Origin of the sequence: Hohaiivirga grylli, from assembly GCF_039655745.1 — a bacterium.
In the GTDB taxonomy this organism is placed as follows: domain Bacteria; phylum Pseudomonadota; class Alphaproteobacteria; order Rhizobiales; family Beijerinckiaceae; genus Hohaiivirga; species Hohaiivirga grylli.
In genome coordinates this window covers 225,438-239,181 of record NZ_JBBYXI010000001.1, presented here as the reverse complement: position 1 = coordinate 239,181, position 13,744 = coordinate 225,438, and the positions used below count along the sequence as shown (strand labels likewise).

Below are 13,744 nucleotides of genomic sequence, written 5' to 3'. Positions count from 1 at the left end.
TATTCTCTAGCTCACAATAGCGGGATCAAAGATCAATCGCTTCAAGGACAAGGTTATGATTGGTGTAGACGCAGATATCTGCAGCAATTTTCATGGAACGGCGTACAATCTCTTCCGCATCAAAATCCGTATCGGCCAGTGCACGGGCAGCTGACAGGGCATAATTACCACCAGATCCAATTGCCATAATGCCATCTTCAGGCTCAAGAACATCACCAGAGCCAGACAGCAGCAGGCTGACATTCTTGTCAGCAACCAGCATCATAGCCTCTAAGCGACGCAGATAACGGTCTGTTCGCCAGTCTTTGGTGAGTTCAACACAGGCACGTGTCAGTTGTTCAGGATATTGCTCAAGCTTGGCTTCAAGACGTTCAAACAACGTAAAGGCATCGGCCGTTGCGCCTGCAAAACCGCCGATAACATTTCCTTTTGCCAAGCGACGCACCTTACGGGCATTACCTTTGACAACTGTCGGGCCGAGGCTGACCTGCCCATCACCACCGATAACAACGCGATTACCTTTGCGAACCATCAAGATTGTTGTGGCATGCATGGAAGGCAAACCTGAGGGTTGATCATTAAGTGTCATCTAAAACCTTTTCCTGAAGGGCAAATCCCTTGATGATTGAACATTTAATCATTCACCCATGAAATTCCAACCACCACGACCCCCTCTTTTCCGCGACTTTTTCAGCCTCTTAACGATATAAGAAGAAAGGTGAAATTCTTCGGACTTTTGTTAAAGGAAAATTTCGGTTATTTATGAATATGTTCGTATAATAATCGAATGTTTCCCTGCGCCTTGCAAAAGGCCCCCAATGGAAGGAAGAGCCAATGCGTTCCGGAACGGTCACTCGCCGTACCAACGAAACTGATATTGCTGTCTCCGTTAAAATTGACGGTTCCGGCAAAGCCAATATCGCAACAGGTGTCGGCTTCCTTGATCATATGCTCGACCTTCTGGCACGACACGCCCTGTTTGATCTCGACATCAATGTGAAGGGCGATCTGCACATTGACCAACACCATTCTGTCGAAGATTGCGGTATTGCACTCGGGCAGGCATTCCTGCAGGCGCTCGGCGATAAAAAGGGCATCAAACGTTATGCTGATTGCCTTCTGCCAATGGATGAAACCCTGACACGGACAGCACTTGATATTTCTGGTCGGCCGTTTCTGGTCTTCCGCACCAGCTTCCCGACAGAGAAAATCGGCAATTTCGATACAGAACTTGTCCGTGAATGGTTTCAGGCATTTGCAATGAATGCAGGTATCACCCTGCATATTGAGACTCTTTATGGCGACAACAGCCATCATATCGCGGAAAGCTGCTTCAAAGGCCTGGCACGCGCACTTCGTGACGCTGTTGCTCAGGATCCACGTGAAGCAGGACGCATTCCCTCGACCAAGGGAGCGTTGTAAAATATACGGAACAGATGGAATGTTCCGTACTCTTTTATGACCTTGCTGCTTGCGGCAAGGCGGTCTGATGACTGGCAATGCAATGAAAAGCTACACTGTCCACTTTCCAAAGGGTTGCACGGAACCTAATGCCGATGCCCTGACAGGTGCTGTCCTTATTCGTGACGGTTTCTCATGGGGAGCGTTCATTTTTGGCCCCTTCTGGCTGCTGTGGAACCGTTTATGGCTCACCGGCATCATTATGCTGGTAGTTCTGATCACGGTTTCAACGCTGGCAGATATGCTTGAGTTTGAGCCAATAACATGGGGAATTGCCGACTTTCTGATCATGCTTCTGATTGGTTTTGAAGCCAACTCTCTCAAGAGATGGACATATGAGCGTCGCGGCCAGCCTGTTGCAGGTATTGTGACAGGACATGATGAAATTGAAGCAGAGGCAAAAATGATTGCTATTGGTCTGCATAAAAGACCAAAACCGGTTAAAAAAGAGCCCCCCGTACAGGCCGGGCCTCTTGCAGCTGCAAATGCATCAGATGCACTGGGAATCTTTCCCCTTCTGGAGAAATCAAGATGAGTGTTGTCATCGTCGACTACGGTTCAGGAAACCTGCACTCTGCAGCCAAAGCTTTTGAGCGGGCTAATGAAGAAGCAGGCCTCAAGAACCAGATCATCGTCTCCGCAAACCCGGAAGTTGTTCGCAGGGCTGAACGTATTGTTTTACCTGGTGTCGGTGCTTTTGCCGATTGTCGTCGCGGACTTCATGCTGTCGATGGCATGATTGAAGTTCTGGATGAGGCTGTCCATAAGGACAAAAAGCCTTTTCTTGGCATCTGTGTCGGAATGCAGCTTCTGGCAACCCGAGGACTAGAATACGAGATATCTGAAGGACTTAACTGGATTTCAGGTAGCGTAAAACGTATTGAGCCAAATGATCCAAGCCTGAAAATTCCGCATATGGGATGGAATACGCTTTGGCATAATCTGCATGGTCGCGACATGCGCCCACACAAGCTGTTTGATGGCATACTCGCCGGAGAAGATGGATGGCATGCCTATTTCGTCCATTCCTTCCATTTTGCCGCCGATAATGAAGACGATATTGTCGCTGTAACCCAATATGGCGGCCCGATAACCGCGGCTGTTGCCCGTGGGAATATCGCCGGCACACAATTTCATCCTGAAAAGAGCCAGATGCTTGGCCTTCGTTTTATCGCCAATTTCCTAAGGTGGCAGCCGTGATTCTTTTTCCAGCAATTGATCTCAAGGAAGGGCGCTGTGTGCGCCTCATTCAAGGCGATATGGAGCAGGCTACAGTCTTTAATGACGACCCTGCCGCTCAGGCTGCAAGCTTTGAACAACAAGGTTTTGAATGGCTTCATGTCGTTGATCTTGATGGTGCTTTTGCCGGAAAGCCAATGAATGCCGTAGCAGTTGAAGGCATTTTAAAACGCATCACCATTCCGGTTCAGCTGGGTGGTGGTATTCGCGACCTCAAGACTGTCGATGCCTGGCTGGAAAAGGGTGTTTCACGCGTCATCATCGGCACTGCTGCCGTTCGTGATCCGGAATTTGTTAAACAGGCTGCAAAAAAATACCCGGGTCGTGTGGCTGTCGGTATTGATGCCCGCGATGGTTTTGTTGCTGTCGAAGGCTGGGCTGAGACATCCACCCTGAGTGCTGAGGAGCTGGGCAAACGCTTTGAAGATGCAGGTGTTGCCGCCATTATCTATACAGATATTGCCCGGGATGGAATTCTTAAAGGTCTGAATATCCCGATGACTTTGGCTCTTGCCAACGCAGTCTCCATTCCCGTGATTGCATCCGGTGGCTTTGCGTCAATTGCTGATATTGAACGCCTTCTTGAACCGGATTGCGCTGTTCTCGAAGGCGCTATTTCAGGCCGTGCTCTCTATGATGGCCGGATTGATCCTGCAGAAGCTCTCAAAGCCATCCGTAACGCCCGAAAAGCTTAAGGGGAATGTCATGCTAAAGGTAAGGGTTATTCCCTGTCTTGATGTTAAAGACGGACGTGTGGTCAAAGGCGTACAGTTTGTTGATCTGATTGATGCTGGCGATCCGGTTGAATCAGCCAAGGCTTATGATGCTGCCGGCGCGGATGAGCTTTGCTTTCTTGATATAACGGCAAGCCATGAAAACCGTGGCACTTTGCTCGATGTTGTCAGCCGCACAGCAGAGGCCTGCTTTATGCCCCTGACTGTTGGGGGAGGGGTACGAACTGTTGAGGACATCCGTGCCCTTCTTCTGGCTGGAGCCGATAAAGTTGCGATCAATACAACGGCCGTGAAAAACCCGGAAGTAATCAAGGAAGCTGCCGAAAAATTTGGCGCACAATGCATTGTTGTTGCGATTGATGCAAAGAAAGTATCCGCAGATGGCGAGCCCCATCGCTGGGAAATCTTCACCCATGGCGGCCGTAATCCAACGGGTTTAGATGCCATTGAATTTGCCAAAAAGGTAACAGAGCTCGGTGCCGGTGAAATCCTGCTCACATCCATGGATAGGGATGGCACAAAGGTTGGTTATGATCTGGAACTAACGCGCGCTATTGCAACGGCTGTGACAATCCCGGTCATCGCATCAGGCGGTGTTGGCAACCTTGACCACATGGTAGATGGTGTCAAAGAGGGCAAGGCCAGCGCTGTTCTTGCCGCTTCCATCTTTCACTTTGGCAAATACACCATTGCAGAAGCCAAACGCTATATGGCCGCCGCTGGTCTGAATATGCGGCTTGACCCTGCGACTTGGAGCCCTGTTTCCGGAAGCAAGAAAGGCTAGCCCCATGGCAACCAATTTCACGCTCGATTCCCTCGCAGAAATCGTCTCAATTCGGGCGAAAGCCTCTCCAGAGGTCTCTTATACAGCCAAATTGCTCAAAGACGGGCCAGAACGCTCAGCCAAGAAATTTGGTGAAGAGGCGGTTGAAACCGTTATTGCAGCCATCCAGAATGACAAGAAGGCTCTTGTTTCTGAAACAGCTGATGTTCTGTATCACCTTTTAGTCGTCTTGCATGGAGCTGATGTTTCTATATCGGACGTAATGGAAGAGCTTGAGAAGCGGACATCACAATCAGGCTTAGAAGAAAAAGCATCCCGGAAAGCTCACTGAGCACCGGCTGAACTGATATTAGATATTTAGAGTTTTAAATGCCGCGCAATGTAAAGAAAAGCAGACGAGCTCACGAGCGCCACGCTGCTTTCTCGCCATACCGTCGTTTTCCCCGCGAGCAATGGGCAACATTGCGCGCTGATACACCTATGACGCTTGGCGCAGAGGAAATTGCGCAGTTTGTTTCTGTCAACGACCGCATCTCGCTTGATGAAGTTGTTGAGATTTACCTGCCATTGTCACGTCTGCTATCGCTCTATGTTGAGGGTGCCCAGCAGCTTTTTCAGGCAACCGGGCGCTTTCTGATGACAAATGGTGACAATAAGGTCCCTTTTATCATCGGTATTGCCGGTTCTGTTGCCGTTGGCAAATCAACAACAGCCCGCGTACTGAAGGCTCTTCTGGCGCGCTGGAAGAATATTCCGAAAGTTGATCTGATCACGACAGATGGTTTTCTCTATCCCAATGCCCAGTTACAGGAACAGGGCCTGATGGAGCGGAAAGGTTTTCCGGAGAGTTACAATACCAACGCTTTGCTGGAATTCCTGCATGATATCAAATCAGGCAAGCGCAATGTAAAAGCGCCGCTTTATTCGCATCTTGTCTATGATGTATTGCCAGATGAGCATACGATCATCGACCAGCCGGATATATTGATTATCGAGGGCCTGAATGTTCTACAGCCTGCACGTTTACCGCGTGATGGCTCATTCATTCCGTTTGTTTCGGATTATTTTGATTTCTCGATCTATCTGGATGCGAATGAAGACGATCTTCATACCTGGTACATCAACCGCTTTATGAAACTCAGGACAACGGCCTTCCTTGATCCGAAATCCTTCTTCCGGCGTTACGCAGAGCTGTCGGATATTGAAGCTTATGAAGTCGCGGATGATCTTTGGAAAAGCATCAATCTGACCAACTTGCGCGAGAATATTCTGCCCACGCGCCAGCGGGCAAATCTTATCTTACGCAAGGGTTCAAATCATCATATTGAGGAAGTATCACTCAGACGGCTCTGAAAAGTGTTTCACGTGAATCACTTTTCAGTCCGCGACAATCCCGGATCAGGCAATCAGCATATTTGCTTTAGCCAGCTCACGTAAGGAGACCTGTGGGCGTGGACCAATATGACTGATCGCCTCTGAGGCCGAAAGCGAACCAAGACGAGCACAATCCATCAGGTGCAGGCCTTGTGTCATTCCAGCAAGGAAGCCTGCCGCAAACAGATCGCCAGCACCCGTTGCGTCAACAACCTGATCAACAGGGTAAGCCGGGACAGAGCTGGTCTCACCAGACATGATAACCAATGCGCCTTCTTCTGAACGCGTGACAACACCCAGAACATTCTCATCACGGAAAGCGGCAATAGCCGTATTCTCATCAGCTGTCTGATACAGGCTGCGCAGCTCATGGGTATTGGCAAACAGAATATCGATGCTGCCATCACGGATCAGCGTCAGGAATTCATCACGATAGCGATCAACACAGAAGGTATCAGAAAGCGTCAGGGCAATCCGGTTACCATCCTGGTGGGCAATATCAATAGCTTTGCGGAAAGCATCCTTTGCCTTTGGCGGATCCCACAGATACCCTTCAAGATAGATAATAGAAGAGGCCTTGATGGTCTCAGGGTTAATGTCATCAACGGTCAGGTTCTGGCAGGCACCAAGGTAGGTATTCATGGTACGCTCGCCATCCGGCGTAATCAGGACACAACAACGGGCTGTTGCCGGGCCATCGGTTGCAGGAGCAACATTGTAATGCACGCCGATTTTTTCCAGATCACGGGCATAAAGATCACCCAGCTCGTCATTACGAACTTTACCGATAAAAGCAGCTTTTGAGCCAAGAGATGCAATACCGGCAGCCGTATTGGCAGCAGAACCACCAGACATCACCGTTACATCGCGCATCAAGCCATAGAGCTCTTCCGCCCGTGGCTCATCGATAAGATGCATCGTTCCTTTGGCCAGATTCTGTTCAACCAGAAAAGTCTCATCAGTCTGGGCAAGAACATCAACGATAGCGTTGCCGATTGTCAGAACGTCGATTGTACGGTTTGTCATTGGTCACTTACACTTTAAAGAATCTTTAGCGCGGTTTGGCATTGCAAACCCACCGGGTCAAGGAAATTCAAACTCACTTACCACTTTTTAGGACGCTTGCGCATTTGTGCCGCATCAAGAATGGCTGTCATCGCTTCAATATCCTGCTCGTTTAAATCGCGAATCTCACGAGCCAATCGATTGGCAAAGAATGTTGTCTGGGCACTGGTCTCGATTGTATCAATCCGAACACGCGGATCTGACATCTGTGCGAGCCTGACGAGTTCATCCGCTTCATCCCAGATAATATGGAAGAATGCCAGCATCCCCTGAATCATAACCCAGGTGGGCTTACCCCGCTGGCCCTTTTCAAGGGCAGAAAGGTAAGCTGGTGAAACACCCAGATGTTCCGCCATATCTTTCAGAGCGACTCCACGCTCCAGCCGCAACTGGCGCAAATGCTCTCCAAGAGGGGTAACATGTTCTGCCGTTCCCTTGGTGCGGCGCTGCAAGCGTCCTTCTGATGGTAGAGTATCAGCCTCTGTTTCGTCGGAGTTTGACATACAGCGCTCCCGTACCACCATGATGCTGGGCTGCATCATTGAAACTCACAACAAATGGGCGAACATCCGGCATACTCAGCCACTGCGGGACAACGCGTTTTAAAACGCCTCGTTCCTCAGCACCACGGTAAAAACCTGAACCACTTTCACCCTTACCTGTAATGACAAGAACCAGCGACGCACCTCGGGCCTGAGACTGTCTCAAGAAGGATAAAAGTGCGTAATGTGCCTCACTCTGGCGCATTCCGTGCAAGTCCAGAACACCATCAACTGCTTTAGAACCCCGACGTACCGAACGAAGCGTTTTACGCTCCAGTGGCATGATTGGTGGCAGTTTCTTGGGTTCAGGTGCTTTTTGCCTGAGTTCCTGAATACCAATTGCCAGTTTTGATGTATTTTGATCAAGCTTTTCAGGCCCTGTATCAAACTGAGCTGGTTTATTTGGCTCTACGGGCTCCATATCTTTCAGAAGGCGCTTCATATCAGCCCGCATCGCATTATTTTTTAAAGGTGTGTAGTTGCTTTTGACCTTAGCCCAAAGCCACCTTTCTTCATAAGAAAGCGTCCGTTTTGAACGTTTACTGCTCATAATGCGCATCCGGAACAGCAGGCTTCAAGCCACGTGGCTGTAAAACGATAAAGCGGGTTTGGTGACGCATAAGCCCGGCCAGTGTGCCAGCAGCTTTACCCGAGCCAAAATAAAAATCACCTCGCGCAGCCCCTAGAATGGCGGAACCAGTGTCCTGTGCAATCATCAGCCTGTTAAGAGGCTTCGTCTGATTTTCGGTAACAGGCAAAACACCTTCCAACCAGAAAGGCATACCATAGCTCCAGATATTGCGATCAACCGCAAGACTGCGCTCAGGAAACAGCGGAATACCCTGACCACCAATTGGGCCTTCATGCTCTGAAAGCTCTGTCGCCAATCTGAAAAAGATAAAGGATTTATTCTGGTGCATCAAAGCACGGGCATCTTTAGGATTGGCATCAAGCCATCCCATAAGGCGTTCGAGACTCATCTCATCCTGAAGAATTGCACCACGCTCAATGAGTAACCGGCCGATTGAGGTATAGGGCTGGCCATTACGACCGGCATAAGCAACCCGTACGGATGAGTTATCAGGGAGCCTGATCCGCGTAGATCCCTGAACATGGATGATGAAGGCCTCACTTGGGCGCCTTAAATAAACGAGAGGTTGCGCTTTATCTCTTAAAGCACCCTCCTCAATCTCCTGACGAGTTGGATAAGGCTCAAAGCCTTTAGATGTTCGCTTTGCACCTCTAAGCCCTGCTTCAATTCCAGGTCGGCTTTCACCCTCAGGAATAGTTTCCAGATCATCGGGACGAGCTAAAAGAGGAACAGAAAACTCATCTGTTGCTACAAGGGAGCCTGAAAGCTCTGGCTCATAATAGCCTGTCAGAAGGACTGTATCTGAACCTTTATAGTTTACCAGCCATGGAGTGAACTCTGCTTCGAAGAACTGGCGTGCCTTTTCTGAATCAAGAGAACCAAGCTGAAAAGCTTTTTTACAAATGCTTCTTAAAGCATCTTCCATAGATTTGGCTGGCCGGAGGACACTCTTATCATTTTCAAGAGCCTCGCATGATTTGAGAAAGACGGCATAAGCGACATCCTGGGCATCATTCTTCCAGCCCTGAAGTTCTGAAAAGGCTAGTTTCTTCAGATGGATATCCCCTGAAGGGGCGGCTTGTGCGAATGTCGATGTCATGATGAGACTGAAAATAAGAAAAAGGTGCCTGAAACGAATAGCACCTTTTCCTTTAGAACAGATTACCCTGTTATTTGATGTCACTGCCCGCTTTCCGTGGCTGCAAGCAACCAGGTTGGGTCATCACTGCCCAATGTCCGTGAGAATGTCCAGATATCAGACGTATCAACGACTTCATCAGGAGATCCATCAACAATATTGCCCTGTTCATCACGGGTTACCGTGATCATCTTTGCTATGAAGCGGATTGTCAGCTGAGCATCTCTGCCAGAAAGCTCTGCAGCCATCAGCTCACTCTTGTCGATGGAAACAAATGTTGTTTCAGCCGTTTCATGGGCTTTTTCACGTGCCTTAATCGCCTGATCAAATCCTCTGTAAACATCGTCAGTCAGAAGGTTTTTAAGCTCTTCCCGATTACCCTTGGCAAAATCAACGACAATCATCTCGTAGGCGACTTTTGCACCTTCAAGGAAAGCTTTGATGTCAAAGGATGGCTCAAGACCAACAACGCGATCAAGCGTATCTGCCAATTGTGAACCTTCCTCAGCAATGCCTTTCCATCTGTCTTTTTGAGAAACAGGCGCCGGCTGGCGGGGTGGCAGGGTAATAACCTGATCATTATCAGCGCGTGGAGGTGGCATATTGGACTGGTTCTGCCACGAATCCTTGTGAGGTTCCTGCGTGTTATCGCGGTTCAACTCCTGGGGTGGCTGCTCATTACCTGTTTTCTGTCCAAGAACTGATCTCAGTTTCCAGATTATAAAAATTGCCAGACAGGCAAATATAATGGTCGAAAGATCAAAACCGTCCTGCATATTTCATCCGATCTCGTATTACCGATATAAGAACTCAATAGTTTTCAAAGTGGGCGCCAAAATGTCGCTTATCTTCAACAACAACTGATCCTGACTTTTCATATGGGATAGTTTTTATCCAATATCCATATGAAAGCCTAAAGAAACTTTGCTAGTCACGTTGTTTTTATCAATCAGCAGGGCTTTACCCTCAGGCTAAAAGTCATAATTAACTTATGCTCTTCCTATAAATAATAGGGGGAGGTAAAAAGGAATTGATACGTAATGGTTGTATTCGCAAGAGTTTTGCGGCATGCATTACGGGAATATTTCTCAAGTCACGAATTTTCAGGAGCTGACGATGGCCGAAAATCCGGCAACAAACGACACAAACCAGGCGGCCCCGTCGCTGAATGCACTGGCACAATATGCCAAGGACTTCTCCTTTGAGAACCCAAATGCACCGCGCTCTTTCCAGACGCCACCTAACAACCAGCCTGAAATCTCCATTCAGGTAAACATTGATGTTGCCCAGCTGGCAGAAGCTGACTTTGAAGTCGAGCTGGCTCTTGAAGGCAGCGCCAAGGTTGGTGAAGAAGTTCTTTTCGCTTTTGATCTGAAGTATGCCGGTATTTTCCGCCTTCAGGGCATTCCGCAGGAAAACTTCCATCCTGTTCTTTACATTGAATGCCCACGCCTTCTGTTCCCATTCGGTCGTCAGATCGTTGCAGATGCTGTTCGCAATGGTGGCTTCCCACCACTGTATATCGATCCAATCGATTTCGTTGAGCTCTACCGTCAGAAAGCAGCCGAAGCACAGGCTGCTGCTGAAGAGCGTGGGAATGCTCCGCTGTCTTCATAAGAAACAGCAAACGTACGAATTGAAAAACCGGCCATTCAGGCCGGTTTTTTTCATGCGGTCTCAGAAGGTTCTTCAGGCATATAATCTTTCCAGATCGCCTTATCACCCATTTTGGCAATAAAAGCCCGATGGGCCATTAATTCATGATCTGTCATGCGTGGTTTAAAAACCCGCTTCTCACGCGGCATGACTCCCGCTGCCTGAGCCGAGTTCTGCTCATTTGTAACCTTTGCAGGCTCATCTGCCAGATTAAAGCCGGCCTGGCGGCCACCAATCAACTCAAGATAAACTTCAGCGAGAATCTCCGAGTCGAGCAGAGCGCCGTGTTTCGTCCGGCGGGAATTATCAATGCCATAACGTGAACACAGGGCATCAAGCGAATTACCAGCACCTGGATGCTTGCGCCGTGCCAGTGCGAGCGTATCAATGACGCGCTCCATAGAAATCTGCCGACTTTTATCAATCCGTGCATATTCCGCGTTCATAAAGCCAATATCGAAGCTGGCATTATGAGCGATCAGCTTGCTGTCACCAATAAACTCCCAAAATTTATCGGCAATTTCGGCAAAAACGGGCTTATCAGCCAGAAATTCATCTGACAGGCCATGAATATCGAAAGCCTCAACCGGTACGGGGCGCTCAGGATTGATATAGACGTGAAAGGTATTACCTGTCGGAATATGATTGAGGAGCTCAACACAACCAATTTCCACCAGTCGGTCACCATCATTGGCCCGAACACCTGTCGTTTCCGTATCAAAAACTATTTCGCGTAACATTAAGCCGGATTACCTTTACCTGTCCGGCCTGAAAGACACCGGATGATGGCCTCAACCTCAAGCCTTGCATCATCAAGACCACGGCTGCTATCAATTATAAAATGCGCTTTAAGCCGTTTTTCCCTATCGGGAATTTGCTTGGCCAGAATGGACTTCAGTTTCTCCTCAGTCATTCCTGCCCTGCTTAAAACACGCTGACGCTGAATATGCGCTGGTGCGCTGACAACTGCAACCGCATCACAACGGGCTTCCCCACCGGTTTCCAGTAAAAGCGGACTATCCAGTACAACAAGCCGGTGACTTGCAGATGCAGCAGCTTTTACAAAAACACGTTCCTTCTCCCAGACAAGCGGATGAACGAGAGATTCAAGCAAACGCATCTTCTCAGGTGAATCAAGAACTTCAGCAGACAGTGCCTCTCGATCAATGATGTTGTCTTTAACGGTATTCGGGAAATGCTTTGAAATCGGGACGACAGCTTCATTTCTATAAAGATCATGGACGGTCGCATCTGCGTCATAGACTGGCACGCCAAACGAACGGAAGAGATCAGCCGTTGCTGATTTTCCCATTCCGATAGAGCCTGTCAGTCCAAGAACAAAGACCATCACATTTCCCCGATATCCCTTAATATAATCTCTCTCAGCTCTGGTGTAACCTGTGGCGTTATACCAAACCACTTTGAAAAACCGGGAACTGCTTGATGCAAAAGCATTCCAAGGCCATCAACTGTACGTAGAGAAAGCGCCTGTGCCTGCTTCAACATTGGTGTTATCAACGGGATATAAACAATATCTGTCACAATTGTCTGCGAGCCACACCGAGAGAAATCAATATCAAGTGGTGGGTAACCAACCATCCCGAGTGACGTCGTATTAACAACAACTCCGGCGCGTTCTGTTTCCCGGGCCATATCACTCCATGGTGCAACACTGATTCTGTCAGGATTAAATTCTGCGAGGCTGCGTGCTTTCTCTTCTGTCCGATTAATGATTGTTACCTGCATTCCCTCATAGGAAAGCAGACCGGCAACAACAGCCCTGGAGGCCCCGCCTGCACCGACAACGAGAGCATGCGTAATATCCTGATGCCAGTCTTTACCCAAAGCCTGATCAAGATTGGCTGTAAAACCTATGATATCGGTATTATCTCCCCACAGCTTTCCATCCTGCATCCACAATGTGTTCACAGCTTTGAGACGTCTTGCACGATCAGTCAGAACATCCGCCGATAGATAAGCAGCCTCTTTATGAGGGATTGTGACATTGCCACCAATAAACTCACCATTTCTGATGCGTTTGATTAAATCACTAAAATGAGAAGGCTCTATTTCAACCTTTTCATAGCTTCCTTCAATTCCATGAAGTTTTAGCCAATGATTATGTATCAGTGGTGACCGGGAATGTTTTACAGGATAACCGGTTACAAATGCTTTGCGGATATCAGTCATCTTATCCCCGAAGTTCTCATATCGCGACATCCTGCATACGGCGCTCACGATATTTCTCAATTATAGCTGCGGCCGTTTCTTCAATTGAACGCCGTGTCACGTCAATAATTGGCCAGTTATTCCGTGCAAATAATCGTCTTGATTCTGAAATTTCCTCAGCAACCGTATCACGATCGACATAATCAGTATCTTCATCGGCATTGAGACTTAAAAGACGATTCTGTCTGATCTGAACGATACGCTCGGGCGTTGCAACAAGGCCCACAATCAATGGTCGACGGGCCTGTAATATCTTTTCCGGAATAGGAACATTCAGAATTAGGGGAATATTGGCTGTCTTTAATCCCCTGTTGGCAAGATAAATTGATGTTGGTGTCTTGGATGTTCGACTGACACCAAGCAGGATGATATCAGCCTGTTCAATATCATCTGGCAAATGTCCATCATCATGAAGCAAGGTAAAATTCATTGCTTCAATACGTTTAAAATATTCCGCATTAAGAACGTGTTGGGCACCTGATCGACCTGTTGCGGCGGTCCCAAGATACGACTGCAGGAGAGAGTGGACAGGTGACAGAACCGAAAGAAATGGAACACCAAGATTTCGGCAGGTCTCTTCCAGCTGTTCATTCAGATCCTGATCAACAAGCGTATAAAGAACAATTCCCGGCGCTGATTCAATATCGTCCAAAGCTTTCTCAAGCTGTGCTTTTGTGCGCACGAGCGGATAAATATGCTCAATGGCTGAAATACCCTCATACTGAACAGTAACAGCACGTGCGACCGTGAGCAGCGTTTCACCTGTTGAGTCGGAAACCAGATGGATGTGAAAGAAATTCCGGGACAAGTTATTGATCCTTAATAATAATTTCTATCATGATCGTAATACACAGCCCAATGGGGAGGAATGTGAACAACTGGCCCCTACTTTACGCTGTTCGTGCTCCCTTGTGGATGACAAAGATATTC

At 48.3% G+C, this 13,744-nt stretch carries 18 protein-coding genes; 8 read left to right on the top strand and 10 right to left on the bottom strand.

The features are described from left to right. Positions 1–25: 25 nt before the first annotated feature. Positions 26–589, bottom strand: coding sequence for an ATP-dependent protease subunit HslV (gene hslV / locus WJT86_RS01040; protein ID WP_346335638.1), 564 nt, complete (start codon positions 587–589; stop codon positions 26–28). Between the two features lie 245 nt (positions 590–834). Here hslV and hisB point away from each other — a divergent pair, with 245 nt between their 5' ends. The 7 genes from hisB (at position 835) to coaA (ending at position 5,571) form a co-directional block, all read left to right on the top strand. Beyond that, entirely contained in the window at positions 835–1,422 is a 588-nt protein-coding gene (gene hisB, locus WJT86_RS01035) for an imidazoleglycerol-phosphate dehydratase HisB (protein ID WP_346335637.1), read from the top strand. 67 nt (positions 1,423–1,489) lie between these two features. Next, positions 1,490–1,996 carry a DUF2628 domain-containing protein gene (locus WJT86_RS01030; protein ID WP_346335636.1) on the top strand — a complete coding sequence of 169 codons (507 nt, stop codon included), beginning with the start codon at positions 1,490–1,492 and terminating at the stop codon, positions 1,994–1,996. After that, positions 1,993–2,661 (top strand): imidazole glycerol phosphate synthase subunit HisH, encoded by a 669-nt coding sequence (hisH, locus tag WJT86_RS01025; RefSeq protein WP_346335635.1) that lies wholly within the window; start codon positions 1,993–1,995, stop codon positions 2,659–2,661. The genes WJT86_RS01030 and hisH overlap by 4 nt, the downstream gene beginning before the upstream one ends. Next, positions 2,649–3,395: a 1-(5-phosphoribosyl)-5-[(5-phosphoribosylamino)methylideneamino]imidazole-4-carboxamide isomerase gene (gene hisA / locus WJT86_RS01020; RefSeq protein ID WP_346335634.1), complete on the top strand. Its 747-nt coding sequence runs from the start codon at positions 2,649–2,651 to the stop codon at positions 3,393–3,395. The genes hisH and hisA overlap by 13 nt, the downstream gene beginning before the upstream one ends. Positions 3,396–3,405: 10 nt before the next feature. Next, positions 3,406–4,218 carry an imidazole glycerol phosphate synthase subunit HisF gene (gene hisF / locus WJT86_RS01015; protein ID WP_346335633.1) on the top strand — a complete coding sequence of 271 codons (813 nt, stop codon included), beginning with the start codon at positions 3,406–3,408 and terminating at the stop codon, positions 4,216–4,218. 4 nt (positions 4,219–4,222) lie between these two features. Then, the gene (locus WJT86_RS01010) at positions 4,223–4,549 is read left to right on the top strand and encodes a phosphoribosyl-ATP diphosphatase (RefSeq protein ID WP_346335632.1); all 327 of its coding nucleotides are present in this window, start codon (positions 4,223–4,225) and stop codon (positions 4,547–4,549) included. 38 nt (positions 4,550–4,587) lie between these two features. Further along, a complete protein-coding gene (coaA, locus tag WJT86_RS01005; RefSeq protein ID WP_346335631.1) occupies positions 4,588–5,571 on the top strand; it encodes a type I pantothenate kinase in 984 nt (327 codons plus the stop codon). Between the two features lie 45 nt (positions 5,572–5,616). On the opposite strand, the gene WJT86_RS01000 is transcribed toward coaA, so the two are convergent. The 5 genes from WJT86_RS01000 to WJT86_RS00980 all read right to left on the bottom strand — a co-directional run bounded on the left by WJT86_RS01000 (position 5,617) and on the right by WJT86_RS00980 (position 9,705). Then, positions 5,617–6,618: an adenosine kinase gene (locus tag WJT86_RS01000; RefSeq protein ID WP_346335630.1), complete on the bottom strand. Its 1,002-nt coding sequence runs from the start codon at positions 6,616–6,618 to the stop codon at positions 5,617–5,619. A gap of 77 nt (positions 6,619–6,695) precedes the next feature. After that, a complete protein-coding gene (locus WJT86_RS00995; protein ID WP_346335629.1) occupies positions 6,696–7,160 on the bottom strand; it encodes a helix-turn-helix domain-containing protein in 465 nt (154 codons plus the stop codon). After that, on the bottom strand, positions 7,132–7,749 hold the full coding sequence (locus WJT86_RS00990; protein WP_346335628.1) for a Smr/MutS family protein: 618 nt from the start codon (positions 7,747–7,749) through the stop codon (positions 7,132–7,134). The genes WJT86_RS00995 and WJT86_RS00990 overlap by 29 nt, the downstream gene beginning before the upstream one ends. Beyond that, positions 7,739–8,890, bottom strand: coding sequence for a murein transglycosylase A (gene mltA / locus WJT86_RS00985; protein ID WP_346335627.1), 1,152 nt, complete (start codon positions 8,888–8,890; stop codon positions 7,739–7,741). The genes WJT86_RS00990 and mltA overlap by 11 nt, the downstream gene beginning before the upstream one ends. A gap of 80 nt (positions 8,891–8,970) precedes the next feature. Beyond that, on the bottom strand, positions 8,971–9,705 hold the full coding sequence (locus WJT86_RS00980; protein ID WP_346335626.1) for a Tim44/TimA family putative adaptor protein: 735 nt from the start codon (positions 9,703–9,705) through the stop codon (positions 8,971–8,973). 340 nt (positions 9,706–10,045) lie between these two features. Between WJT86_RS00980 and secB the strand changes: the two genes are divergently transcribed. Beyond that, positions 10,046–10,546, top strand: coding sequence for a protein-export chaperone SecB (secB, locus tag WJT86_RS00975; protein ID WP_346335625.1), 501 nt, complete (start codon positions 10,046–10,048; stop codon positions 10,544–10,546). Between the two features lie 50 nt (positions 10,547–10,596). Here secB and dnaQ read toward each other — a convergent pair whose 3' ends face one another. Genes dnaQ through WJT86_RS00955 form a run of 4 tightly spaced genes read right to left on the bottom strand, consistent with a single transcriptional unit; the run spans position 10,597 to position 13,622 of the window. Further along, on the bottom strand, positions 10,597–11,325 hold the full coding sequence (gene dnaQ / locus WJT86_RS00970; RefSeq protein WP_346335624.1) for a DNA polymerase III subunit epsilon: 729 nt from the start codon (positions 11,323–11,325) through the stop codon (positions 10,597–10,599). Continuing rightward, entirely contained in the window at positions 11,325–11,933 is a 609-nt protein-coding gene (coaE, locus tag WJT86_RS00965) for a dephospho-CoA kinase (protein WP_346336264.1), read from the bottom strand. The genes dnaQ and coaE overlap by 1 nt, the downstream gene beginning before the upstream one ends. Further along, positions 11,933–12,775 carry a shikimate dehydrogenase gene (locus tag WJT86_RS00960; protein ID WP_346335623.1) on the bottom strand — a complete coding sequence of 281 codons (843 nt, stop codon included), beginning with the start codon at positions 12,773–12,775 and terminating at the stop codon, positions 11,933–11,935. The genes coaE and WJT86_RS00960 overlap by 1 nt, the downstream gene beginning before the upstream one ends. 16 nt (positions 12,776–12,791) lie before the next feature. Beyond that, positions 12,792–13,622, bottom strand: coding sequence for a pyruvate, water dikinase regulatory protein (locus tag WJT86_RS00955; RefSeq protein WP_346335622.1), 831 nt, complete (start codon positions 13,620–13,622; stop codon positions 12,792–12,794). Positions 13,623–13,744 lie beyond the last annotated feature (122 nt).